This window comes from Dactylosporangium salmoneum (genome assembly GCF_039532525.1).
Lineage (GTDB): Bacteria > Actinomycetota > Actinomycetes > Mycobacteriales > Micromonosporaceae > Dactylosporangium > Dactylosporangium salmoneum.
Map to the genome: position 1 here is coordinate 1 of NZ_BAAARV010000018.1, position 23,558 is coordinate 23,558.

Genomic DNA, 23,558 nt, shown 5'->3' on the forward strand with positions numbered 1-23,558 from the left:
GAGTCGCTCGACCGCACCTGCGGGCGAGGAACCACAAACCGGTGAACGTTTGTGGTCACAGCACTAGTATCATCAGACGTCTGCAGCGACTCGAGGCCCGAGGGCCCGTGGCGCGCCGTCCTCAACCCGAGCACGGCCGGCGCTGCTGGTCGAGGTCACCGACGCCCGCCGAGAACCGGCGGCCGAGGCCCAGCGCCTGGCCGAAGGCGTCAACGCCAGAGCGGTCGCCCTGCTCCGGCCGGCCGATGTGCACGAACTGCACCGGCTGCTGCCGGAAGCTCGCCACCGGACGCGGCCTGCACGAGCCGCCGATCCACCACTGCCCAGGAGTCCTGATGCCAGAAATCGACATGAAGCCCCGCAGTCGTGACGTCACGGACGGGCTCGAGCGGACCGCGGCGCGGGGCATGCTGCGCGCGGTCGGCATGGGCGACGACGACTTCGCGAAGGCGCAGATCGGGGTCGCCTCGTCCTGGAACGAGATCACCCCCTGCAACCTGTCCCTCGAGCGGCTCGCGCAGGCGGCGAAGGACGGGGTGCACGAGGCGGGCGGCTACCCCTTGCAGTTCGGGACGATCTCCGTTTCCGACGGCATCTCGATGGGGCACCAGGGTATGCACTTCTCGCTCGTCTCCCGCGAGGTGATCGCCGACTCGGTGGAGACCGTGTTCGGCGCGGAGCGTCTCGACGGTTCCGTGCTGCTGGCGGGATGCGACAAGTCGCTGCCCGGCATGCTCATGGCCGCGGCCCGGCTGGATCTGGCGTCGGTGTTCCTCTACGCCGGTTCCACGCTGCCCGGGCGGGTGACGCTGTCCGACGGCGTCGACCGCGAGGTCACTATCATCGACGCGTTCGAGGCCGTCGGCGCCTGCGCCCGCGGCGTCATGTCCCGCGACGACGTCGACGCGATCGAGCGGGCGATCTGCCCGGGCGAGGGCGCCTGCGGCGGCATGTACACCGCGAACACGATGGCCAGCGCGGCCGAGGCCCTGGGCATGTCGCTGCCCGGCTCGGCCGCCCCACCGGCCGTCGACCGCCGCCGCGACGGCTACGCCCGCGCGTCCGGCAAGGCGGTCGTCAACCTGCTCCGGCAGGGCATCACCGCACGGGACATCCTCACCAGACCGGCGTTCGAGAACGCGATCGCGGTCGTCATGGCCCTCGGCGGCTCGACCAACGCCGTGCTGCACCTGCTCGCGATCGCCCACGAGGCCGAGGTCGGCCTCACCCTCGACGACTTCGCGCGGATCGGCGCCAGGGTGCCACACCTGGCCGACGTCAAGCCCTTCGGCCGCCACGTCATGACCGACATCGACCGCATCGGCGGCATCCCCGTGGTCATGCGGGCCCTGCTCGACGCCGGCCTGCTGCACGGCGACGCCCTGACCGTCACCGGACGGACGATGGCCGAGAACCTCGCCGCCCTCAACGCCCCGCCGGTCGACGGCGACGTCATCCGCCGGCTCACCGACCCCGTGCACCCCACCGGGGGCATCAGCATCCTGAAGGGCTCCCTCGCCCCGCGTGGCGCAGTGGTCAAGTCGGCCGGCTTCGACGCCACCGTCTTCGAAGGCCGCGCCCGCGTCTTCGACCGCGAGCGCGCCGCCATGGACGCGCTGGAGGACGGCACCATCACGGCCGGCGACGTCGTGGTCATCCGCTACGAAGGACCCAAGGGCGGACCCGGCATGCGGGAGATGCTTGCCATCACCGCGGCGATCAAGGGCGCCGGGCTCGGCAAGGACGTCCTGCTGCTCACCGACGGCCGCTTCTCCGGCGGCACCACCGGCCTGTGCATCGGGCACATCGCCCCGGAAGCCGTCGACGGCGGGCCCATCGCCCTGGTCCGGGACGGCGACACCATCCGGGCCGACATCGCCGGCGGCACCCTCGACGTCCTCGTCGACGGCGCCGAGCTGGAGGCACGCAGGACCGGCTGGCGCCCGCTGCCGCCGGCCTTCACCCGCGGCGTCCTGGCCAAGTACGCCAAGCTCGTGCGGCCCGCGGACGAAGGCGCCGTCTGCGGCTGAACCTAGGCGAACCCCCGCAGGCCCTCCAGCGTGATCTCGACCTGGCCGGGCCCGCCCGCCCGCGCGTCGAGGCACACCCTGCCCCGCGATCGACATGCACCGAATCGTGGCACGGCGGACGAGGGTCTTCACGGCAGGCGTACGACCTTCACCGGCAGGCCCGGCCAGGTCAGACCGGCGGGGTCCACCGGGGACAGGGCGCGGTCCGGCCGGAACCACACCGTCGTGCCGGTGGTGCCGCCGGCGGGGACCGGCTCCAGGCCGGTGACCGGCAGGCCGTGCTCGTAGCGCTGGGCCCAGGCGCCGTCGTGGCGGTGGTTGGTGTGCACGAGCCACTCGCTCAGGGCGGCGACGACCGAGACACCGCGGCGCGGGTGGCCGTCGGGGAGCCGCTGGGCGGCGGGGTGGTCGAAGTACCGCAGATCCCTGGTCGCCATGACCGGCTTGCGGACCGGGCGGCCCTGCGCGTCGCGGCGGGTGTCGGTGCCCCGGCCGTTGTCGGCGACGGCGACCGAGCCGTCGGGGTGCAGCGTGACGACGCACCGGGTGACGGCCTCGTCGGCGGCGTAGGCGAGGACCTCCAGGACGAGGTGGAGGGCGCCTCCGGGCGCGAACTCGCCGGGGTGGCGGCGGATCGCGGCCAGGTGCGCGGCGTCGACCCCGGCGGACCAGTCGTGTGTGCTCGTCACCGTTGCATCGTCGCAGCCGGGGGTGGGGCAGGGCGATGCACGCTTGTAGATTCGGATCGTGCTGCTGCAGGTCGTCCGGGGGCTGTACCGCTGCGCCGTGCTCACCGCGCTGACGGTGCTGCTCGCCGCGCTCCTCGGGCACCGGCCCGATGCGTCCATTGTGGACGTACGACTCCCGCCGACCCAGTCCGACGAGGGCCTGCAGGCCGCCCTCGCCGCCCGCCGGGAGGTGCCCGGCCTGCCGGTGCTGATCCTGTCGCAGTTCCTCAGCGAGGGCGCCATCAGCAAGTACACGACGACCATCTTCGCCAAGCTCGGCCTGGCCGCCGACGACGACACCAACCGCCGGGTCCGCGCCGTCCTGGCCTACCTCGACGCCACCGCCCCCTGATCCCCGGCCGGCACCAGGTCGACGACGGCGGAGGCGGTCCGCCCGCCCGCGGCCACCGTCAGGGTGACCCTGCCCGGGCGCAGCGCGGTCAGCGTCCCGGCGCCGATGTCGAGGACCGCCAGCGCCTTGCGGGTGTCGGCGCCGGCGAGCACGAGGCCGGGGCCCCCGCTCCACGTGACGCTGGCCGGGTACCGCAGCGGGAACCGCAGCCCGAACTCGCTGGTGATGCCGGTCGCGCCGACGGGGGCCGACGCGCCGGCCGCGAGCGACGAAGGCGCGGCGAGCTCGATGCCGTCGATCAGGGGGCGGCTCTCCGCGAGCAGCCAGTCGCGGGTCTGCGGGCTCGGCCGGCCGGGCTGCACCCGGGCCGGGCGAGGGTCGACGCCGACGCTCATCCAGCCGAAGAACCCGCCCTGGTCGGGGGAGCTGTACGGCGTCTTGCCCACGGCCGGCGTGGTGACCTCGAGGACGCCGTCGGCGCGGCTCACCGCGGCGGTGTGCGCGTGCCCGGTGAACAGCGCGACCGGCTTGCCCGACTGTTCCCGGAAGTCGGCCAGCCACCGCTTGAACAGGCCGGCGGCGAGCCGGTCGGACAGCTGGGAGGCATCGGCCCCGGACGGGTCGTGCAGCGGGTGGTGGAACGAGACCACGACGCCGGTGACCGACCGGTCGCCGGCCGCGGCGGCCAGGGTCGCCTGTAGCAGCGGCACCTGGTCCCAGTCGGACGTGCGCATGTCGCCGGTGTGCGAGTCCAGCAGGATGAACCGGGTGCCCTTGTGGTCGAAGACCTGCCGGTTCGGGCGGCCGGTGGCGGCGGTGAAGGCGTCGAGGCCCCCGGTCGCGGACAGGCCGGCCTCGTGGTTACCGGGGGTCCAGTACACCGGCAGGCCGGCCGGCACGTGGTCGTGCAGCAGGGCGTTGGCGAGGGCGAAGTCGGCGGGCTGGTTGTCGTCGACGAAGTCGCCGTTGATCAGGATGAAGTCCGGGCGGGACGCGACGGCCTGGTCGAGGGCGATCGCGGCCTGCCGGGCCGAAAACGAGTCCGGGCCCGCGGCGGCGCTCACGTGCAGGTCGGACAGGACCGCGAAGGTCCAGCGGTCGCCGGGCACGCCGCCCTGCTCGACCACGTAGGGGTCCGGCCGCGGCGGCTCGGCCGTCTCGGGCCGCTGGCCGACCTGGGCGGCGAGGCCGTCGAACCGCAGCCGTCCGGCGTTCTTGTTGGTCTGGGAGGTCTCCGCGATGTACACCCGCAGCAACGTGATCGGCTCGGAGAAGCCCGCCGGGATGTCGCCCACGACGCGGCGCCAACCCGTCCAGTCGACCGTGTCGGCGAAGGTGAACGGCACGTTGGTGGTGCCCTGGGAGCGCATCATCGCGCGCAGCCAGTGCCGCTGCCCGTCGCCGTCGACCCAGAGCGCGACCTTCTTCGCCCCGGACGGCAGCGTGATCGGGTCGATGACGGCGTACGCCGCCGAGGTGCTCGACTGGCCGGTGAAGTCGTACGTCAGGCCCAGCGCGTGGTTGTCCGGGCCGGCGCCCGGGCGGTCCGCGGCGGCGGCGAAATCGACCGAGGCGGTGCCGCGGGCGGCGAGCGCGGTCCAGCGCTCACCGGGCTCGAACTCGGCGAGCGGCACGTCGACGAGCCCGACCGTCACCGGAAGCCGCGCGGTCACCGACTGCGCCGTGGCAGTGATCGTGGTGGTCCTGCCGCCCGCGTCCGCGGCGCCGGTGACGGCGAGGCTGCCGTCCGCGCCGGCCGTGACCGTGACCACCGAGCGGTCGTAGCCGAGCTCGACGTCGCGGGGCGCGACGGGGGCGTCGAACCCGTCGGCGTCGAAGCCGGTCAGCCGGACCAGCGCGGTCGCGCCCGGGTCGATGGTGACCGCCCGCTCGGTGAACGCGAGGCGGTCGAGGTCGCCGAGGACGCGCAGCGGGTGCTCGCCGGCCGCGGACCCGGCCCGGGCCCGCAGGGTGCCGGCGCCGGGCCGCCGGGCCCGGAACACGCCGTCGCGGGCGTCGCCGAGCAGGCCTGGCTCGGCGGACCATTGCACGCCACGCGGGCCGACCGGCGCGGGCCCCCAGGTCTCGTCGAAGCCGGCCGCCGCGACGTCCATGGTGAGCCCGGGCAGGACCCGGTCGGCGCCGGGCCGCACGTCCAGTCCGCGCAGCGTCCCGGAGCCCTTGGCGGCGAACAGGCCGACGCCGTTGGGCACGGCCCGCTCGCTGCCGTCCGACGGGGTGTTCACGACGTGGACGGCGGCGTCGCCGGGGCGTCGGGCGACGAGCTCGGTGGAGCCGCCGCCGTCGAGCATGAACGCATCCGCGGCGCCGAGGCGCACCATGAGCCGCGCCATGTCGTCGAAGCTCAGGCCGGTGGAGAAGTTCGCCGACCCGTCGACGGCGACCAGCAGCAGCCGGTGCCCGCCGGCCGGCCAGCCGAGCGCGGTGCGCGGCTTCGGCTCGTCGTTGCCGGTGCTGGGCGGGAAGTCGACCGCCACGCCGCCGCGGACCAGCACCGCGCCGCTGCCCAGCGCCATCCGCAGCGGGGCGGCCGTCTGCGGCGCGAAGGTCACCTCGACCGGGTCGCCCGGCCGCGCGCCGGCCAGCTGGGCGGCGGCGACGCCGCGGCCGAGGACGATGAGCCCGTTGCCCGGCACGGGGGTGGTGGTGATCCGGTCACTGACGGCGGTGACCTTGCCGTCGGTCACGACGAGTTCCGTGTACGGCCCGGCGTCCGCGATCAGGGTGCGGTTCCCGGCGCCCCACAGCGGCGTGAAGACGTCGATGCCGTCGGCGGGGATGCCGGCCGAGTTGAGGGCGGCGAGCGCCCGGGGCACGCCGGCGATGGTCACGGTACCGCGGGGTGATGACATTTCCGATTTACGAAGTTACATACACCCCCGGCAGGTATAGCCAGCGTTACCCTGGAGACTCCCTCCAGCGCCATGGATCGGCGTCGCCGCCCCCGCCAGGCTGGGGCCATGCACGCACTTCTCTCGCGCCATGCCGGCCGAGCGCTGACCGGGCTCGTCCTGGCGCTCGTCGCCGCCTTCGTCCTCGCCCCGGGCCCGCTGGCCGCGGCCGGCCCGGGCGGCGGCGGCCTCGCCGACCAGGGCCGCCTCTCCTCATCGCTGCGCGGCGCGTTCCTCGAGTACTGGCGCTCCGGCGACCGGGACCTGCCGCCGGACCTGACCCGCGTCGTCGACTTCTGGTTCCGCTACCACGTGGTGAAGGGCGCGATCGCCGCGCTGCTGCTGGTCGCGCTCGCCGGGCTCGGCGTGGTGCTGTACCGGCGGTACCTGCGGCCGGGCCGGCGGGCGGCGACCGTCGCGGCGGGGGTGTTCGTGTGGCTGCTCGGGCTGCTGGCCCTCGCGACGGTGATGGCGAACGTCCAGGGGGCGGTGGCCCCGTTCGCGTCGCTGCTGCCGATCCTGGCCTCCGGCGCCCCGGACGGGCCGCTCGCCGACGCCCTCGCGCAGACCCGGCAGCGGCTGGCCGAGGGCGGGCACTACCCGCCCGCGGTGCAGGCGATGGTGGCGGACTTCGGGCGGTACCACGAGGCGATGGCCGTCATCGCCGCCGTGGTCGCGGTCGCCCTCATCGCCGCGAGCGTCCTGCTGTGGCGGCGCTTCGCCCTGACGGCCCGGTCCGACGTGCGCGCCCGCCGGGGACTCCGCGCGCTCGGCGCCGCCTCGGCCCTGGCGTCGCTGGCCGTCCTGGTCGTCGTGGTCGCCAACACCACCGTCGCCGCGGACCCCGCGCCCGCCCTGCTCGCCTTCTTCGACGGCGGCTGGTGACCGTCTACACCCGTTTACACCGTGAACCGCAGGGCCGACGGGCGGCCCGCGGCCAGGTCGGCGGCGTGCTCGGCGACGTTCAGGCAGTCGCCGAGCGAGCCGCCCTCGGCCAGGCGGGCCAGCGCCCGCGCCTCGGTCGCCTTCAGCTCGGCCGCCGCCGCCAGCACGGCCGGGGCGGCGGCGGGGTCGAGGACCACGATGCCGTCGAGGTCGGCGAGGATCAGGTCGCCGGGCCGGACGGTGACCCCGCCGCACGTCACCGGCTCGTTCAGCGCGCCGGGCCGGGCCGTGGTGCCGGCCATCGGGGTGACGTGGCGGCTGTACACCGGCAGCTCGCACGTCGCCACGTAGCCCAGGTCGCGGTACCCGCCGTCGACGATCAGCCCCGCCAGCCCGCGGTTCTCGGCGGCGCGGGCGAACAGCTCGCCGGCCAGCGCGGTGGGCCGCCCGCCGCCGTCGACCACGACCACGTCGCCGGGCGCGGCGGCCTCGATCGCCCGGGCCACGGCGAAGAAGTCCTCCCGGCAGCGCACGGTGAACGCCGGGCCGAGGATGGCGGGGTTGCGGGAGCGGCAGCGCAGCTCCGGCGACATCACGCGGGTGTCCTTGGCAACGTCGCAGACCGCGCTGGTGTCCACCTCCACGCTCGGGAATGTACCGGACCGGCCCGCCGGGCCGCTGCCCAACAGGCCAGGCCGATCGGCAGCACGCCCCAGCAGGACAGCACCCGGTAGACGAGCACGGCCGCGGCCGCCGGGGCGGTGGCCGCTCCGGCCGCGGTGAGGGCGATGATGAGCGCGGCCTCGATGACGCCGGCCCCGCCGGGCGTGGCGGGGATCTGCCGGGCCAGCTGCGCGACGAGATACCCGGTCGCCACCGCCGTCCACGGCACGTCGAGATGCACGGCCTGTACGGCGGCCAGCAGGCACCCCAGGTCCGTGGCCCAGTTGGCGGCGGCGATGCCGACGACGGCGACCCACCGCCCCGGCGGCACCGTCCGGGCCAGCCGCAGCGTGTCCCGCAACCGCCCGCCGGACGGCCCGGCCGCGTCCGCCGCCCGGGGGAGCAGCGCCAGCACCACGGCAGCGCCGGCGAGTACCCACAGCAGCCAGGGCATCTCGATCACGCCGTACAGCACCGCCAGCCCGGCCAGGGACGCCACCCCCGACAGCAGCACGACGGCCCCGGCCGCGGCGTGCCCGGCGCCGCGGTCCCGGAAGCGCTTGAAGGCGTACCCGGCGGAGATGGCCGACCCGGCCGGCAGCGCGGCGGCCATGGCCGAGCGCACGTACGTCAGGGCCAGGGACGCCCCCGCCGGCATCAGCACCCCGAACGCGGCCAGCAGCCGGCGCTGCTGCTCGGAGAACGCGGCCATCGACACCACCGACAGGGCGGCCGCGGCGGCCAGCCACCACGGCGCCGCAGCCTGCATCGCCAGCCAGGTGGCGCCGGGGGACGGCAGGTGACCGCGCAGCCCGGCCACGGCCACGGCGGTCCCCGCGACGAGCAGCGCCGGGCGCCACCAGCGGGCGGAAGGCCTCATACCGACCACGATCGTCGGCCAGGGTAAGAGCTGGCTGCGGCGAACCTAAGAACCGGGTGAGAAAACCGGCAGCCGGATCGTCAGCACCGTGCCGCGCGGCTCGTTCGGGGCCACGGCCGCGGTGCCGCCGTGCTGGGCCGCGGTCTGCGCGACGATGGCCAGCCCCAGCCCGGAGCCGGGCATCGAGCGGGCCGCGGTGGCCCGGTAGAAGCGGTCGAACACGTGCGGCCGGTCGGCCTCGTCGATGCCCGGCCCGGCGTCGGCCACCCGCAGCTCGCAGTATCGGCCGCCGGGGCGCAGCGTGACGGTGACCGTGCCGCCCGGCGGGCTCCACTTGGCGGCGTTGTCCAGGCCGTTGACCACCATCCGCTCCAGCTCCCCGGGGCGCCCGTCGACGGTCACCGGCTCCAGGTCGGCGGCGAAGGCCAGGCCGGGCGCGCGGGTGCGCACCCGGGCGACCGCGGCGGCGACCACGCCGGCGAGGTCGACCGGCTCGGCCTCCTCGTGGTTGGTCTCCTCCCGGGCCAGCTCCACCAGCTCGGTGGTGAGCGTGGCCAGCTCGGCCACCTGCGACTCGAGGTCGGCCAGCAGCCGGGCCCGCTCCTGCGGCGGCAGCCGGTGGGCCAGCTCCGGGCGCCGCTCCACCGCCAGCAGCAGCTCCACGTTGGTGCGGATGCTGGTCAGCGGCGTGCGCAGCTCGTGGCCGGCGTCCTCGACCAGGGCCCGCTGGGCCCGCCGGGACGCGTCGATCGCGCCGAGCAGCGTGTTCACCGAGCGGCCCAGCCGGGCGATGTCGTCGTCGGCGCCGGTCACCGGCACCGGATGCGTGAGGTCCAGGGTCGCGGTCACGTCCTCGACCGCCTCGGCGAGGCGCTGCACCGGCACCAGCCCGGCCCGGGCCACCGCCCGGCCGAGCAGCGCCGCCCCGGCGATCCCGGCCGCGCACCCGGCGGCCAGCAGCAGCCCCAGCTGGGCCAGGGTGCGGCGGGCCGGGTCCCGGTCGATGGCCACCTGCACCACGCCGCCGCCGGAGGCCGGGAGGGTCAGCATGAGGTACCCGTCGCCGTCGATCATCACCGCCTCCCGCGCCGACGAGCGCTGCCCGGCGAGGACCTGCCGGGCCGCATTGGTCAGCGGCAGGGCGCCGGCGTCGCCGACCGCCTGGCCGCCGGCGTCCACGATCTGCCAGCGCGCGCCGAGGTCGCGCGGCCGCCGGTGGCCCGGCGGCCCGTGCCCCTCGTCCGGCCCGAAGTCGATCCCGCCCGGCAGCTGCCCGGCGCTGGCCTTCCACTGCTCCGGCTGGGCGGCGATGGCCTGCGCGTCGACCGTGAGCTGCTGCTCGATCTGCCGCCGCTGGATCCCGGCCACCGCGGCCAGCGCCACCCCCGCCCCGGCCAGCACAGCCACCGCGACCGCCCCGGTCACCAGCAGCGACAGCCGGGCGTGCAGCGTGCGCCGGTGCCACCAGCCGATCACAGCGGCTCCTCGCGCAGCACGAACCCCACCCCGCGCACCGTGTGCAGCAGGCGGCCCTCGCCCGCGGCCTCCAGCTTGCGGCGCAGATAGCCGAGATAGACGTGGATGCTGTTCGAGGTCTCGCCGAAGTCGTACCCCCACACGTGCTCGAACAGCACCTCCCGGGTCAGCACCTGGCGGGGGTGGCGCAGGAACACCTCCAGGATGGCGAACTCGGTGCGGGTCAGCCGCAGCGCCCGGCCGCCCCGCCAGACCTCCCGGGTCTGCGGGTCCAGCCGCAGGTCGGCGAAGGTCAGCAGCCCGGATGTGGCCGCCGGCTCGGCCCGGGCCGGCACGTTCAGCAGCGAGCGGCGCAGCAGCGCCCGGAGCCGGGCCAGCAGCTCCTGCAGCGCGAACGGCTTCACCAGGTAGTCGTCGGCCCCGGCGTCGAGCCCGGCGACCCGGTCCCCGACGCTGTCGCGGGCGGTGAGCATGAGCACCGGCACCAGCAGCCCGCCGGCCCGCAGCTCCCGGCAGGCGGTCAGCCCGTCGAGCACCGGCATGCTGACGTCGAGCACCACCGCGTCGGGCGGGTCGGCCCGCACCGCGTCGAGCGCCTGCCGGCCGTCGGCCGCGGTCTCCACCTGGTAGCCCTCGAAGCGCAGCGTGCGCGCGAGCGAGTCGCGCACCGCCGCGTCGTCGTCGACCACGAGTATCCGCACGCCGCCTCCGTCGTCCTGCTCCTGCTGTGCCGTGCCCGCTTCCGACGATCACCGGTCGGGGTGAGAACCGCCGGGCCGCCGTCCTAAGAGTTTCGTAAGAGGGGCCCGGCTCTCACGCAATTCTTATGCGCGCCGGTTGGCGAGCCTTAACCGGACGCCCGACCATGGGCATCATCAGCGGCGCCATACCCCGGGTGCCGCCCGACCCTGGAGCCCACCATGAGCGACGACGCCGAGGCCCGTTCGCACCCGGAGGAGCCCCCGCCGGTGTACCACGAGCCGGAGTACTCCGAGCCCTTGCCGCCCGCGGCCACGACCCCGCCCGCGGCGCCCCCGCCCGGTGCCGTGCCCCCGCCTCCGCCTGGCGCGGTGCCTGCGTCCGGCGCCGTGCCCCCGCCTCCGCCTGGCGCGGTGCCTGCGTCCGGCGCCGTGCCCCCGCCTCCGCCTGGCGCGGTGCCTGCGTCCGGCGCCGTGCCCCCGCCTGGTGCCGTGCCTCCGCCGGCCGCTGTGCCTCCGCCGGTCGGTGCGCCGCCGCGGGCCGGCTGGCGGGAGACGATGCGCGGCCCGCGCGGCCCGGTGATCGCCGGTGCCGCCCTGCTCCTCGGCTGTGTGCTGGGTGCCGGCGTGACCGCGGTCGGCGCGGTCGTGGCCGGCACGATCGGCCACCACGGCCACGGCGGGCCCGGCGGGCACCACCAGCGCTACGACCGCGGCCCCGGCCGCGACGGCGAGTGGAACCGCGACGCCCCCGGCAACCGCCCCGGCAACGGGCCGGCGCGCCCGCGTTACCCGGTCAACCCGGGACCGACCCAGCCCGCCACCCAGGCCCCCGCACCGGCCACCCCGGCCCCGTCCGCCTCGTAAGCGACGACCTGGTCACCGGCCCGCGGGTGAGGCCGCCTCACCCCGGGCCGAGGGACCGTGGCCGCCATGGACCCGGACGCACGGCCGGCCGAGAACGGCGCCGATGCCCAGTGCGCCGACGCCGAGCAGGCCGACCCCGGCGTGGACGGGGCCGACGCGGCGGCGCAGCGGGCGGTCGTCGACGCGCTGCGGCGCGACCCCGACACGTGGCCGAACGACATCGCGGTGGCGGTCCGCCGGGGCGTGGTGACGCTGGCCGGCTGGGTGGACCACGACCGCAAGCGGCTGGCCGCGGTCGCCGCCGCGCACCGGGCGCTCGGCGAGCCGCCGGGCGTGCGGGCCGTGGTCGACGACGTCGGGGTGCGCCTGCCCGGGGTGCTGCCGCGCAGCGACGCCGGGATCGCCGCGGCCGCCGTGCGCGCCCTCGCCGGGGCCGAGCAGGGCCGCCGCGTCGAGGTGACCGTGACCGACGGCTGGATCACGCTGGACGGGGATCACGCCCCGGTGCCGCGGCGCCTGCACGACGCCACCCTGCTGTCCCGCCTGTCCGGCGTCAAAGGCGTGACCGACGCCCGGTGACATGCCAGGGCGTCTGTTGCGGCCTGTCCGGCGCAGCGTGTCCGAGGCGCGGTGGCAGGTCGGGGCGTCTGTTGCGGCCTGTCCGGCGGCGCAGCGTGTTTGAGGCGCGGTGGCAGGTCGGGGCGTCGGTTGCGGCCTGTCCGGCGGCGCAGCGTGTCCGAGGCGCGGTGGCAGGTCGGGGCGTCGGTTGCGGCCTCTCCGGCGGCGCAGCGTGTCCGAGGCCCGGTGACCGGTCAGGGCGTCGGTTGCGGCGCGAGGCGGAAGCCGCCGACCACCTCGCGCAGCCCCGCCGACATCGCCGCCAGGTCGCCGGCCGCGGCCCGGGTCTCCTCGGCCGCCGCGGTCGTCTCGTCGGAGGAGCGCCGGACCGTGGCGATCCGCGCGGTCACGTCCGCGGTGCCGTCGCTGGCCCGGGCCGCGTCGCCGCTGATCCGGTCGCGCACGCCGCCCTGCTCGGCCACCGCGGCGGCGATCGCCCGCTGCGACTCGGCGATCCGGCCGATGGAGCCGGCGACCAGGCCGAGCGCGCCGGCCGCCCCGGCGCTGTCGCGCTGGATGGCGGCCAGCCGCTGGCCGATGTCCTCGGTGGCGCGGGCGGTCTGGTTGGCCAGCTCCTTGACCTCCCCGGCGACGACAGCGAAGCCCTTGCCCTGCTCGCCGGCGCGGGCCGCCTCGATCGTGGCGTTGAGCGCGAGGAGGTTCGTCTGCTCGGCGATGGCGGTGATCACCCGGGCCACCTCGCCGATGCGGGCCGAGGACTCGCCGAGCTCGACGATCGTCGCGTTGGCCCGTTCGGCGTGGGCGACGGCCTCGGCCACGATGTCGGTGGCCTCCTGCGCGCCGCGGGAGATCTCGTGGATCGAGTCGCGCATCCGGTCGGTGCCCTCGGCGACGGAGTGCACGTCGCCGCTGACCTCGGCGGCGCGGGCTTGCGCGGCGGAGGCATCGTCGGCGACCCGGCCGGCCCGGGCGGTCAGGTTGGCGCTCACCCCGCCGAGGCGCTGCGAGGCGGTGCTCAGCCGCTCCGCCTCGCCGGCCATGCGCTGCAGGGCGGTGCCGACCCGGTCGATGGTGGTGTTGACCGCGGTACCCATGTCGGCCAGGTCGTCGCGGCCGCGCACCGGCAGCCGGCCGGAGAAGTCGCCGCCGGCCACCTGCCGCAGCATGTGCCGGGTGCGGGCGACCGAGCCGCCGATGACGCGGGCTACGACGACGGTGGCCGCGGCGACGGCCAGCACGGCCAGCAGCGCCACGAAGAGGATGCTCAGCCGGGTCTGCCGCGACCGGCCGGTGGCGGCGGCGCTCTCCCGCGCCGCGGCCGCGTCGATCGCCCCGGTGAGCCGGTCGCTGGTCTCGTCGAAGGCCGCCCACTCCTCGTCGACGGCGGCCAGGGTGCTCGCGTCGACCGTGCCGCCGGCCGCCTCGATCGCCGCGGCGCTGGTCAGCACCCTGTCGATGGCGGGCAGGAAGCCGCCGGCCAGCTCGCGGTCGGTGGCCGCGTCGACGTGCGCGGCGCGCAGGGCGTCGGCGTGCTCGCGCAGCTCACCGGCGTGGGTGGTGAGCTCGTCCAGGACGCGCGCGCGGGCCTCGGGGCCGGTGCCGGCGGCGAGGATGTTGGCGTCGGCGTACACGACGGCGACCGTGTGCTGGGCGTCGAACACCGTGGCCCGGGTCTCCGCCACGGCCAGCGCCGTCGCCGACTGGGTCGAGGCCAGCCCGGCCTGCACGAAACCGATCCCGCCGACGACGATCGTGGCCACCACGCCCAGGGCGCCGAGGGCGGACAGCCGCCGTCCGATACTCCACCGCATGCCTGCCCCATCGGCGGGTCGCCGGCGTGGTTGAGCGGGACGCTACCGTCGCAGGATGAAGGGCTTCGTGCGGCGCATCCGGCAGCGGCTCGGTGTGCGGATGCGCTCGGCGCTGGCCGCATCGGCGGTCGTCGCGGTCGCCTCCGTGCTCACCGGGGTGACGTTCGTGATCGCGGCCCGGTGGATTCTCACGAACAACGTCGACCAGAGCACCGCCGACCGGGCCACCCAGGTCGCCGATGCGCTCGACGACCCCAGCCGGGCCAGCCTGCGGGCGGTGATGACCCCGTCGGCCCGCGACCGCACCGTCGTGCAGATCGTCGACCCGTCCGGGCGGGTCGTGGTCGCCTCGGCCGCCGTCGCCGGGGCGAAGCCCATCTCCGCGCTGCGCCCGCCCGCGGGGGAGACCGGGCGCGAGCAACGCCGGCTCGAAGTGGCGCACAACGAGTACTTCCGCATCACCGCCCTCGGCGTCGACACCGCCGCCGGCCCCCGCACCGTGCTGGTCGCCCAGTCCATCGACGAGATCGACGACGGCACCGAGGCGGCCGTCGGCGCCCTGGCCATCGGGCTGCCGCTGCTGACCGTCATCGTCGGCCTGGCCACCTTCCTGTTCGTCGGGCGCACCCTGCGCCCGGTCGACGCGATGCGCCGCCAGGCCGACACGATCACCGGCCGCAGCCTGCACACCCGGCTGCCGGTGCCGCCGACCGCGGACGAGATCGCCGCCCTGGCCACCACCATGAACACGATGCTCGACCGGATCGAGGCGGCCACGGCCGCCCAGCACCGCTTCGTCGCCGACGCCTCGCACGAGCTGCGCAGCCCCCTGGCCACCATCCACGCCGGGCTCGACCTGCTCGAGGCGGCCGACCTGCCCCCGTCCGCGGGCGCGCACGTGACCCGGATGCACCGCGAGAGCGAGCGGATGGCCCGGCTCATCGCCGACCTGCTCCTGCTGGCCCGCGTCGACGAGAAGGGGCTGCAGCTGCGCCGCGAGGACGTCGACCTCGACGACCTGGTGTACGCCGAGCGCGAGCGCCTCGCCGCCCAGCGCCCCGACCTGCGCGTCACCGTCGGCGTCGCCCCGGTCCGGGTCAGCGGCGACGCCCACCACCTGCAGCGCGTCCTGCGCAACCTGCTGGACAACGCCGCCGCCCACGCGAAGGGCAACGTCGAGATGACCCTGAGCGCCGCCGGCGGTACCGCGGAGATCACCGTCGCCGACGACGGCCCCGGCATCCCCGAGGCGGAGCGCGAGCGCATCTTCGACCGTTTCGTCCGGCTCGACGACGACCGCTCCCGCTCCGGCGGCGGCACCGGGCTCGGCCTGGCGATCGCCCACGACATCGTCACCGCCCACGGGGGCATCCTGACCGCCGAGGCCGCCCTGTCCGGCGGCGCCCTGATGCGCATCCACCTCCCGGGCCCACCCGACGCGGCGTGACGCTCAACTCCGGCGCCGTCCGGGCGATGAGACGGGTGTGGAGGAGCCCGCTCGGCGGCAGCTGCGGGGTTGGACGGTGGCGCGGCTGCTCGCCGCCGGCTACCTGCTGGCCATCGGCGGGCTGCTGCTCGTGGGGGTCGTCTCCTACGACCGCATCGGCGTGCTCGTGGCCGCCCGGGCCCAGGCCGAGGCCGGCCACGCCGTGCTCGACGACGCCGAGGAGCTGCGCAGCGAGCTGCACGACGCCGAGCGCGGCCAGCGTGGCTACATCATCACGGGAGACGAGGAGTACCTGGGGCCCTACACCGCCGCCGTCGGGCGGGTCCACGCCACCATGGCCCGCCTGGAGGCCGCCACCGCCGGCGACCCCGACCAGCACGGCGCGATCGTGCGCATGCGCGGCCCGCTGTCGGACAAGCTCGCCGAGCTGCACCTGACCATCACCCTGCGCCGCGAGTACGGCTTCGAGGAGGCCCAGCGGCTCGTCGACACCGACCGCGGCGCCCGCGACATGGCCCGCATCGAGGCCGGCCTCGACGAGATCCGCGCCGGCCGGCTGGCGCTGCTCGACGCCAAGCAGCGCCAGACCGCCCGCGACGCCACCCAGACCCGCCGGGCCATCATCGCCGCCACGCTCGGCACCGCGCTGCTCGCCGCGGCCGGCGCCCTGTGGGCCACCCGCAAGGTGACCCGGCCGATCGCCGAGGTGACCGCCGCCGCCCGGCGCGTCGCCACCGGCGAACCGGCCGGCCCGGGCGGCGGCCGCGGCGCCCGCAACGGCCCGGTCGAGCTGGCCGAGATGGCCGCCGCCGTCGACGAGGCCACCCGGGTCGTGCTGCGCGCCCGCGACGAGGCGATGGCCGCCACCCAGGCCAAGTCGGCGTTCCTGGCCACCATGAGCCACGAGATCCGCACCCCGATGAACGCCGTCATCGGCATGACCGGCCTGCTGCTGGACACCGGCCTCAGCGACGAGCAGCGCGAGCTGGCCGGCACCGTGCGCGACAGCGGCGAGTCCCTGCTCGCGATCATCAACGACATCCTCGACTTCTCCAAGATCGAGGCCGGCCAGCTGGAGCTCGAGCACGCCGTGTTCGACCTGCGCGACTGCGTCGACAGCGCCCTCGCCCTCGTCGCCGTCACCGCCGCCGGCAAGGGCCTGGAGCTCGTCGCCGACGTGACCGACGCCCCGCCGCTGCGCGGCGACGTCACCCGCCTGCGCCAGGTGCTGGTCAACCTGCTCTCCAACGCGGTGAAGTTCACCGCGGGCGGCGAGATCGTGGTCACCGCCCGCACCGAGCCGCTCCCGGACGGCCGCCTGCGGGTCTGCCTGGCCGTCGCCGACACCGGCATCGGCATCCCGCCGGAGCGCATGGACCGGCTGTTCCGCTCGTTCAGCCAGGTCGACGCGTCCACCACCCGCACGTACGGCGGCACCGGCCTGGGCCTGGCCATCAGCCGCCGCCTGGCCCGCGCCATGGGCGGCGACATCACCGTCACCAGCCGCCCCGGCGAGGGCTCCACGTTCACCGTGACCGCCGTCCTGCAGGTCTCCGCCGAACGCCCCGAGGCCGCCGCCACGCCCATCGACCTCACCGGCCGCACCGCGCTCGTCGTCGACGACAACGCCGCCAACCGCAGGGTGCTGCGGGCCCAGCTGGCCGGCTGGGGCATGACCTGCACCGTGGCCGCCTCCGCCGGCGAGGCCATGGAGGTCGCCGCGGCCGGCGACGGCTACGACGTGGCGCTGCTGGACATGCACATGCCCGACGGCGACGGGGCCGACCTGGCCGGGCGGCTGCGGGCGGTGCCGCGCCTGGCCGGGATGCCCCTCATCCTGCTCAGCAGCGTCAGCTGGCACGCCGACCCCGGCCTCAGCCGCCAGTTCGCCGCCGTGCTGACCAAGCCGGCCCGCGCCGCCGCCCTGCACGCCGCCCTCGGCCGGGTGCTGACCGGCCGCCCGGCCGTGCGCCCCGCCCCGGCCGCCGAGGCGCCGCGCCAGCGCCCGCTGCGCATCCTGGTCGCCGAGGACAACCAGGTCAACCAGACCGTCGCCACGATGATGCTGGCCAAGCTCGGCCATCGCGCGGACGTGGCCGCCAACGGGGCGGAGGCTGTGGAGGCCGTCAGGCGGGTGCGGTACGACGTGGTGCTCATGGATGTCCAGATGCCCGTCCTGGACGGCTTGGACGCGACCCGGCGGATCCGCGCCGAGCTGCCCGCCGGCGCGCAGCCGCACATCGTCGCCCTCACCGCGAGCGCGCTGATCGAGGACCGCGCCGCCTGCGAGGCCGCCGGCATGGACGACTACCTGACCAAGCCGGTCCGCCCGGCGGACCTGGCCGCCGCCCTGACCACCTTCGCCGGCGCCACCGCAGCCCCCGGTGCGCCGGTGTCCGGTGCGCTCGAGGACGACATCAGGGCGAGGGTCCGCGAGCTGACCGACGACGAGGACCCGTCGCCGCAGGAGCTCGCGCTGGTGGGCCGCGTGCTCGGCTCCTTCTGCGACAAGGCCCCCGGCACCCTCGACCGCCTGGCCACGGCGATCGCCGAGCGCGACGCCCCGGCCGCGGCCGGCGCCGCCCACACCCTGGCCGGCGCCGCCGGCAACGTCGGCGCCGTCACCCTGGCCCGCCTGAGCGGCGAGTTCGAGACCCGGGCCCGGTCCGGCCTGCCCGGCGAGGAGACGGCCGCCCTGGACGAGCTGCGCCACGAGCTGGACCGCGTGGTGGCCGCGGTGCTGGCGGTCCGGGAGCGGCTCACCTGAGCGTCGAATCCCGCCGCCGGTCACGGCCTGCGTGTCGAAATCCGCACCGTCACCCGCCGGTCGCAGGCGCCGCCCAGGCCCCGCCGACAGTCTGGTCGGCGTGAACGACAAGACCCTGGTGATCGGCGCCCGCGGCAGCGTGGGCCGGCACGTCCTCCTGCGAACCGCTCCCGTTCGCCACCTGGGCCGAGGACCACGCCACCGACTTCACCGCGCCCTGACCCGTCCGGTGCCGTCCTGCGCCGGCCCCCGCCGGCTTGCCGCCTGGAAATCCATGGCGATCATCGGGGGCGATGGCTAACGTCGGCCCGGGAAGGGTGATCGCACCGTCACGAGGGGAGATCGGCGCATGACTCGGATCGGCACGACCTCGCGCACCATGCCGGTTCCGCTGTCGATCCCCTCCGGAGGCAACGCTTGTTCCGCCTGCTCGCCCGCGCCGTCGACCCGTTCCAGGACGAGGTAGCCGGGGGCGCGGTGGCCGCCCCGCCGGCCGCCGTACCGCGATATCTGTGGCGCGCGCTGCGCCCCGTCCGTGCCGTCGTCGCCGCCAGCCTCGCGCTCTGCGTCGGGTGCGCGGCCGTCGACGTCTGGCTCGTCGCCTACGCCGGGCGCCTCGTCGACCTGCTCGCCGTCGCGGCCCCGGAGACGTTCTGGGCGGAGCACGGGCGCGAGCTGCTCGGCGCCGCCGCCCTCGTGCTGATCGTGCGGCCCGCCGTGCACCTGGCGCGCGAGTCGCTCGACGACATCGCCCTGCGGCCCAACGCGCTGACGCTGGCCACCTGGCGCGCCCACCGCCACGTGTCCCGCCAGCCCGTCGGATGGTTCCGCCGCGACTTCGCCGGCCGGATCGCCACCTGGGTCCGCGACGGCGGGGCCGCCGCGACCACCTGCATCTACACCACGGTCCACGCGCTGGCCTACCTCGTCGCGTTCATCGCCGGCTCGGCCTGGCTCATGGCCGACGCCGACCCCCGGCTGCTGGTGCCCCTCGCCGGATGGCTCGCCTGCTACCTGGGCCTGATGTGGTACGTCATCCCGCGCTACCGCCGCGCATCGGCCCGCCAGCAGGACGCGAGCTCCGCCCTGACCGGCCTGCTCGTCGACGCGTACGCCAACGCCGACACCCTGGCCCTGCTCGCCGACCGCGCGGCCGAGGAGCGCACCGCCCGCACGGTCTTCGCCGGCGCCCGCCGCGCCCACCTCGGCGTCCAGCGGCTCGAGGTCACCATGAACGCCGCCCTGTACCTCCTCGGCGGCGTCCTGCTCGCCGGCCTCGTCGGCTACAGCATCCTGCTCTGGCAGACCGGCGCCGCCCCGCTCGGCCTGGTCGCCACCGCGCTCGCCCTGAGCTTCCGGATCATGTCCCTCGCCGAGTGGCTGCTGGACTCCGTCTCGGCCCTGTTCGGCGCGGTCGGCGCGCTGCGCCAGTCCCTCGCCACCGTGGCCCAGCCCCTCGAGGCCGCCGACCGCGAGGACGCCACCACCCTGTCGGTCACCGGCGGCGCCATCGCGTTCACGGCCGTCAGCCACCACTACGGCAACGGCGCCGGCGGCCTGGACCGGCTGACCCTGCGCATCGCCCCCGGCGAGCGGGTCGGCCTGGTCGGCCGCTCCGGCGCCGGCAAGTCCACCCTCGTCAACCTGCTGCTGCGGTTCTACGAGCCGGAGTCGGGCACGATCGAGATCGATGGCCAGGACATCTCGGCGGTGACCCAGGAGAGCCTGCGCCGCCACATCGCCATGGTCACCCAGGACACCACGCTGCTGCACCGCTCGGTCCGCGAGAACATCGGCCCCGGGGACCTGCCCGGCATCGAGGCCGCTGCCCGCGCGGCCGCCGCCGCGGGCTTCATCGCCACCCTGCGCGACCCCGAGGGCCGCGGCGGCTACGACGCCCGCGTCGGCGAGCGCGGCGTGCGCCTGTCCGGCGGCCAGCGCCAGCGCATCGCCCTGGCCCGCGCCCTGCACCGCGACGCCCCGATCCTCATCCTGGACGAGGCCACCTCGGCCCTGGACTCGGAGACGGAGGCCGTCATCCAGGAGTCGCTGGAGCGCGTGATGGCCGGCCGCACTGTGCTGGCCGTCGCCCACCGCCTGTCCACCATCGCCCGCATGGACCGCATCGTGGTCCTGGACGCCGGCCGCATCGTCGCCGAGGGCACCCACGACGAGTTGCTGTCCCAGGAGGGCCTGTACGCCACCCTGTGGTCCCGCCAGTCCGGCGGCTTCCTGGGCGAACACTGACCCGGCCGGGCTCAGGCGGGCACCGGGGCGGGCTCGGGAGCGGGCACCGGGGCGGGCTCGGGCGCCGGGGCCGGGTGCGGGGCCGGGGCGCTGCGGTGGCGGGCGGCGGCCAGGGAGACGGCGGTGGCGTTGACGGCGACGACGACGGCGATGCCGAGCCACACGTGGGCGGGCGGGACCTGGCCGAGGATGACCGCGCCGGCCAGTGCGGCGAAGACCGGGTGCACGCTCTGCAGCAGCCCGAAGAAGCGCGTCGGGATGCGGCGCAGCGCGACCAGATCGGCCGCGTACGGCACCACCGAGCACAGCACGCCCGCGCCGATCGCCCAGCCGACCCCGGCGAGGGTGAAGCGGTGGTGCAGCGCCATGACGAGGGCCACCGGGACGTACAGGACGGCCGAGACGGTGGTGGCCGCGGCCGGGGCCTGCAGGCCGGGCAGCCGGGCGCCGATCAGGCGGTTGAGCAGGATGTAGGCGGCCCAGCAGGCGGCGGCGAGCAGGCCCAGGGCCATGCCCGCGTAGTCGCTGCTCGGGCCGGGCAGCACCAGCACGTAGACGCCGGCGCCGGCGAGCAGGGCGCAGGCCAGGTCGGCGCCGGTGCGGGAGCCGGCGAGGGCCACGGCCAGGGGGCCCAGGAACTCCAGGGTCACCGCCAGGCCCAGACCGACCCGGTCGACGGCCGTGTACAGGCTGAGGTTCATGGTGGCGAAGACCAGGCCGAGCAGGAGGGTGGGCCACCACTGCGACCACGTGAAGCGACGCAGGTTGGGGCGGGCCACCGGCAGCAGCACGGCGGCGGCGACGAACTGCCGCACGGCGACCACGCCGGCCGGGCCGATCGCGGGGAACGCCTTGGCGCCGAGGGCGGCGCCGGCCTGGTTGCCGGCGGCGGAGGCGATCATCGTCGCGAGGGCGAGCCTGAGTTTCACGACACCAGTCTGGGCTGGTGAGAGGCCCCCGAGAAATGCGGCGAGCGAGAGATCCATACGCTGGACGCATGGATCTGGAGCTGCGGCAGCTGCGCGCGTTCGTGGCCGTCGTCGACGCCGGGACGTTCACCGATGCGGCGGCGGACCTCGGGCTGTCGCAGGCGGCGGTGTCGCGGTCGGTGGCCGGGCTCGAGGCGGCGCTCAGCGTGCGGCTGCTCGCCCGCACCACCCGCCAGGTGCGCCTCACGGCGGCCGGCACGCAGGCCCTGGTCCGGGCCCGGGCGGTGCTGGACGAGGTCGCGCACCTGCGGCGGGCGGTCGAGCGGTCCCGCACCGAGCTGCGCGTCGGCTACGCCTGGGCGGCGATGGGCAAGCACACCCGGCGGGTGCAGCGGGCCTGGGCGGCGGCGCATCCCGCGGTACCGCTGGTCTTCGTCCAGTCCAACACCCCCAGCGCCGGGCTGGGCGACGGCAGCGCGGACGTGGCCGTGGTCCGCCGGGCGATCGAGGACCCGCGCTTCGGCACGGCGCTGGTCGGGGTGGAGACCCGGTGCGCGGCGGTGGCCACCGACAACGCCCTGGCCCGGCGCCGCTCGGTGCGGCTGGACGACCTCACGCGGTACACGATGGCCATCGACGCCCGGACGGGGACGACGACCCTGGACCTGTGGCCGCCCGGGGGCGGGCCGGCGACGGTGCGCCGCACCGGCGGCGTGGACGAGTGGCTCACGCTCATCGCCGCCGGGCAGGCGGTCGGGCTCACCTCGGAGGCGACCGCCAACCAGAACCCGCGGCCCGGCGTGGCGTACCGCCGGGTCCGCGACGCCCCGGCGATCCACGTCTGGCTGGCGTGGTGGCGCGACGACCCGCCCGCCGGCCTGGACGACCTCATCGCCCTGATCAGGGCCGCGTACGGGCAGTGACTAGACTCGCGCGCATGAGTCTGGACCGGCTGGCGATCCTGCACGCGATGCAGCGCGAGGCCGAGGTCGGCGAGCAGACCCTGGCGCCGAACAGCTACCTCGTCCTCGTCGCGCCGGACGAGCACCCGCACGCGGCCGGGCACGCCCCGGCGCTCGCGGCCGCGCAGGCCGAGTGGCTGCGGGAGCAGGGCTGGGAGGTGCGCGATGCGGTCGTCGTCGACGTGCAGCCCGACGAGGAGGTGCCGCCGGGGGAGGTACGGGTCCTGGCCGACGTGCGGCGGGCCCGCACGCGCCGGGCCGACGAGGCCGGGCGGGGGATCGGGCTGCTGCTGGGCGACGGCCGGCGGTACACGATGCAGTCGGGCACGACGGTCATCGGCCGCGGGCGGCAGGCGGACCTGCGGCTGCGCGACGAGGGGGTGTCGCGGATGCACGCGCGGCTGCAGTACGACGGCCGGGCCCTCACCGTCGCCGACCTCGGCTCGACGAACGGCACGACGGTCAACGACCAGCCGGTGAGCGGCGCGGTGCAGGTCGCGCCCGGCGACACGATCGGGATCGGCGCCGTGACCCTCACGGTCGAGCCATGAGCCGTCGCCTGCTGCCGGTCGCGGCGCTGCTGGCGCTGGTGGCGGGCTGCCACGGTACACCCGCGGCACCCGAGACACCGATGAGCTCGCCGACCGTGGCGTCCGTCGACGGCCCGGTCGCCTTCCACGTGCGCCTCGGCGCCGGCCAGCGGCTCACCACCCAGACGCCCGGCGCGGACGGCTGCCCGGCCGTGGCCGTGACCGTCACCCTCGGCCAGGGGCGCGTCGTGCGGCTCGTCGCCTTCGCCACCACCTGCGTGGCCGTCGGCGACAACGCCCGCCCCGGCAACGGCCGCCACGGCGTCTTCCGCACCGCCGACGACATCCCGGCGGAGCGCCGCGACGGGGCGAGCACCGTGCAGACCGCGCTCGGGACGGCGACGATCTTCACGCAGCCGTACTTCGAGTGCACCAACTCCTGCAAGAACTTCACCGAGCCGGTCGCGGTCATCGTCCTCGACCACCCCGCCGACCCCGGCGTCAAGGCGCTCACCGCCCTCGCCGAGAAGGGCGCGGTCGACCGCGACGCCCTCACCGCCCTGCTGCGCGACCAGCTGACGGCGTGAGCTCGCGCCCGCAGGCGACGACGCGCCGGGCGACGGTGAAGCCGGCCCGGGCGTAGACGCCGGGGGCCGGTCCTCGTCGAGCTCGGCGCGCCTGGTCTCGGCGCGGGCGAGCTGCCAGGCCAGCAGCTCGCGCCCGATGCCCTCGCCGTGCCGGTCGGGGTGTACGCCGCCGATGAGCTCGACCCGGTCGCCGCCCTCCGGTGGCGTC

Annotated in this window: 20 protein-coding genes; 11 read left to right on the forward strand and 9 right to left on the reverse strand. The window is 76.1% G+C overall.

Annotated elements, in window-relative coordinates:
• Positions 1–121 precede the first annotated feature (121 nt).
• Positions 122–286, reverse strand: a complete 165-nt coding sequence (locus tag ABD352_RS09840; protein WP_344611952.1) for a hypothetical protein — start codon at positions 284–286, stop codon at positions 122–124.
• 49 nt (positions 287–335) lie between these two features.
• Between ABD352_RS09840 and ilvD the strand changes: the two genes are divergently transcribed.
• The gene (gene ilvD, locus ABD352_RS09845) at positions 336–2,030 is read left to right on the forward strand and encodes a dihydroxy-acid dehydratase (RefSeq protein WP_344611953.1); all 1,695 of its coding nucleotides are present in this window, start codon (positions 336–338) and stop codon (positions 2,028–2,030) included.
• 128 nt (positions 2,031–2,158) lie between these two features.
• Here the strand turns inward: ilvD and ABD352_RS09850 are convergent, their stop codons facing one another.
• Positions 2,159–2,719: a hypothetical protein gene (locus ABD352_RS09850; RefSeq protein WP_344611954.1), complete on the reverse strand. Its 561-nt coding sequence runs from the start codon at positions 2,717–2,719 to the stop codon at positions 2,159–2,161.
• 61 nt (positions 2,720–2,780) lie between these two features.
• On the opposite strand from ABD352_RS09850, the gene ABD352_RS09855 reads away from it, so the two are divergent.
• Complete coding sequence (locus tag ABD352_RS09855) at positions 2,781–3,110, forward strand: response regulator (protein ID WP_425553516.1); 330 nt, start codon at positions 2,781–2,783, stop codon at positions 3,108–3,110.
• Here ABD352_RS09855 and ABD352_RS09860 read toward each other — a convergent pair.
• Positions 3,086–5,983, reverse strand: a complete 2,898-nt coding sequence (locus ABD352_RS09860) for a phosphodiester glycosidase family protein (protein ID WP_344611956.1) — start codon at positions 5,981–5,983, stop codon at positions 3,086–3,088. The two genes, ABD352_RS09855 and ABD352_RS09860, sit on opposite strands and share 25 nt — an antisense overlap.
• 108 nt (positions 5,984–6,091) lie before the next feature.
• On the opposite strand from ABD352_RS09860, the gene ABD352_RS09865 reads away from it, so the two are divergent.
• Positions 6,092–6,907, forward strand: coding sequence for a hypothetical protein (locus ABD352_RS09865; protein WP_344611957.1), 816 nt, complete (start codon positions 6,092–6,094; stop codon positions 6,905–6,907).
• 14 nt (positions 6,908–6,921) lie between these two features.
• Here the strand turns inward: ABD352_RS09865 and ABD352_RS09870 are convergent, their stop codons facing one another.
• From ABD352_RS09870 to ABD352_RS09885, 4 genes are read right to left on the reverse strand one after another with little or no spacing between them, the layout of a single operon-like run.
• The gene (locus ABD352_RS09870; RefSeq protein WP_344611958.1) at positions 6,922–7,551 is read right to left on the reverse strand and encodes an RraA family protein; all 630 of its coding nucleotides are present in this window, start codon (positions 7,549–7,551) and stop codon (positions 6,922–6,924) included.
• Positions 7,500–8,450, reverse strand: coding sequence for a lysylphosphatidylglycerol synthase domain-containing protein (locus tag ABD352_RS09875; protein WP_344611959.1), 951 nt, complete (start codon positions 8,448–8,450; stop codon positions 7,500–7,502). The genes ABD352_RS09870 and ABD352_RS09875 overlap by 52 nt, the downstream gene beginning before the upstream one ends.
• A 45-nt stretch (positions 8,451–8,495) precedes the next feature.
• Entirely contained in the window at positions 8,496–9,926 is a 1,431-nt protein-coding gene (locus ABD352_RS09880) for a sensor histidine kinase (protein WP_344611960.1), read from the reverse strand.
• Positions 9,923–10,627 carry a response regulator transcription factor gene (locus tag ABD352_RS09885; RefSeq protein WP_344611961.1) on the reverse strand — a complete coding sequence of 235 codons (705 nt, stop codon included), beginning with the start codon at positions 10,625–10,627 and terminating at the stop codon, positions 9,923–9,925. The genes ABD352_RS09880 and ABD352_RS09885 overlap by 4 nt, the downstream gene beginning before the upstream one ends.
• 507 nt (positions 10,628–11,134) lie before the next feature.
• On the opposite strand from ABD352_RS09885, the gene ABD352_RS09890 reads away from it, so the two are divergent.
• The gene (locus tag ABD352_RS09890; RefSeq protein ID WP_344611962.1) at positions 11,135–11,491 is read left to right on the forward strand and encodes a hypothetical protein; all 357 of its coding nucleotides are present in this window, start codon (positions 11,135–11,137) and stop codon (positions 11,489–11,491) included.
• A 66-nt stretch (positions 11,492–11,557) separates the two neighbouring features.
• Positions 11,558–12,070: a BON domain-containing protein gene (locus ABD352_RS09895; protein ID WP_344611963.1), complete on the forward strand. Its 513-nt coding sequence runs from the start codon at positions 11,558–11,560 to the stop codon at positions 12,068–12,070.
• A gap of 233 nt (positions 12,071–12,303) precedes the next feature.
• Here ABD352_RS09895 and ABD352_RS09900 read toward each other — a convergent pair whose 3' ends face one another.
• The gene (locus ABD352_RS09900) at positions 12,304–13,881 is read right to left on the reverse strand and encodes a methyl-accepting chemotaxis protein (protein ID WP_344611964.1); all 1,578 of its coding nucleotides are present in this window, start codon (positions 13,879–13,881) and stop codon (positions 12,304–12,306) included.
• Between the two features lie 55 nt (positions 13,882–13,936).
• Between ABD352_RS09900 and ABD352_RS09905 the strand changes: the two genes are divergently transcribed.
• From ABD352_RS09905 to ABD352_RS09915, 3 genes are all read left to right on the forward strand, one after another.
• The gene (locus ABD352_RS09905) at positions 13,937–15,328 is read left to right on the forward strand and encodes a sensor histidine kinase (protein WP_344611965.1); all 1,392 of its coding nucleotides are present in this window, start codon (positions 13,937–13,939) and stop codon (positions 15,326–15,328) included.
• Positions 15,329–15,365: 37 nt separating this feature from the next.
• Positions 15,366–18,095: a hybrid sensor histidine kinase/response regulator gene (locus tag ABD352_RS09910; RefSeq protein WP_344611966.1), complete on the forward strand. Its 2,730-nt coding sequence runs from the start codon at positions 15,366–15,368 to the stop codon at positions 18,093–18,095.
• Positions 18,096–18,512: 417 nt separating this feature from the next.
• Positions 18,513–20,342, forward strand: a complete 1,830-nt coding sequence (locus tag ABD352_RS09915; protein ID WP_344611967.1) for an ABC transporter ATP-binding protein — start codon at positions 18,513–18,515, stop codon at positions 20,340–20,342.
• An 11-nt stretch (positions 20,343–20,353) separates the two neighbouring features.
• On the opposite strand, the gene ABD352_RS09920 is transcribed toward ABD352_RS09915, so the two are convergent.
• Complete coding sequence (locus tag ABD352_RS09920) at positions 20,354–21,271, reverse strand: EamA family transporter (RefSeq protein ID WP_344611968.1); 918 nt, start codon at positions 21,269–21,271, stop codon at positions 20,354–20,356.
• Positions 21,272–21,339: 68 nt separating this feature from the next.
• Here ABD352_RS09920 and ABD352_RS09925 point away from each other — a divergent pair, with 68 nt between their 5' ends.
• From ABD352_RS09925 to ABD352_RS09935, 3 genes are read left to right on the forward strand one after another with little or no spacing between them, the layout of a single operon-like run.
• Complete coding sequence (locus ABD352_RS09925; protein WP_344611969.1) at positions 21,340–22,194, forward strand: LysR family transcriptional regulator; 855 nt, start codon at positions 21,340–21,342, stop codon at positions 22,192–22,194.
• A gap of 14 nt (positions 22,195–22,208) precedes the next feature.
• On the forward strand, positions 22,209–22,784 hold the full coding sequence (locus ABD352_RS09930) for an FhaA domain-containing protein (RefSeq protein WP_344611970.1): 576 nt from the start codon (positions 22,209–22,211) through the stop codon (positions 22,782–22,784).
• Positions 22,781–23,350: a hypothetical protein gene (locus ABD352_RS09935; RefSeq protein WP_344611971.1), complete on the forward strand. Its 570-nt coding sequence runs from the start codon at positions 22,781–22,783 to the stop codon at positions 23,348–23,350. The genes ABD352_RS09930 and ABD352_RS09935 overlap by 4 nt, the downstream gene beginning before the upstream one ends.
• Positions 23,351–23,558 lie beyond the last annotated feature (208 nt).

Coding starts and splice junctions, on each gene's coding strand:
- ilvD (WP_344611953.1), top strand. CDS start 336: ATGCCAGAAATCGACATGAAGCCCCGCAGTCGTGACGTCACGGACGGG.
- ABD352_RS09925 (WP_344611969.1), top strand. CDS start 21,340: ATGGATCTGGAGCTGCGGCAGCTGCGCGCGTTCGTGGCCGTCGTCGAC.
- ABD352_RS09900 (WP_344611964.1), bottom strand. CDS start 13,881: ATGCGGTGGAGTATCGGACGGCGGCTGTCCGCCCTCGGCGCCCTGGGC.
- ABD352_RS09860 (WP_344611956.1), bottom strand. CDS start 5,983: ATGTCATCACCCCGCGGTACCGTGACCATCGCCGGCGTGCCCCGGGCG.
- ABD352_RS09905 (WP_344611965.1), top strand. CDS start 13,937: ATGAAGGGCTTCGTGCGGCGCATCCGGCAGCGGCTCGGTGTGCGGATG.
- ABD352_RS09935 (WP_344611971.1), top strand. CDS start 22,781: ATGAGCCGTCGCCTGCTGCCGGTCGCGGCGCTGCTGGCGCTGGTGGCG.
- ABD352_RS09865 (WP_344611957.1), top strand. CDS start 6,092: ATGCACGCACTTCTCTCGCGCCATGCCGGCCGAGCGCTGACCGGGCTC.
- ABD352_RS09875 (WP_344611959.1), bottom strand. CDS start 8,450: ATGAGGCCTTCCGCCCGCTGGTGGCGCCCGGCGCTGCTCGTCGCGGGG.
- ABD352_RS09930 (WP_344611970.1), top strand. CDS start 22,209: ATGAGTCTGGACCGGCTGGCGATCCTGCACGCGATGCAGCGCGAGGCC.
- ABD352_RS09895 (WP_344611963.1), top strand. CDS start 11,558: ATGGACCCGGACGCACGGCCGGCCGAGAACGGCGCCGATGCCCAGTGC.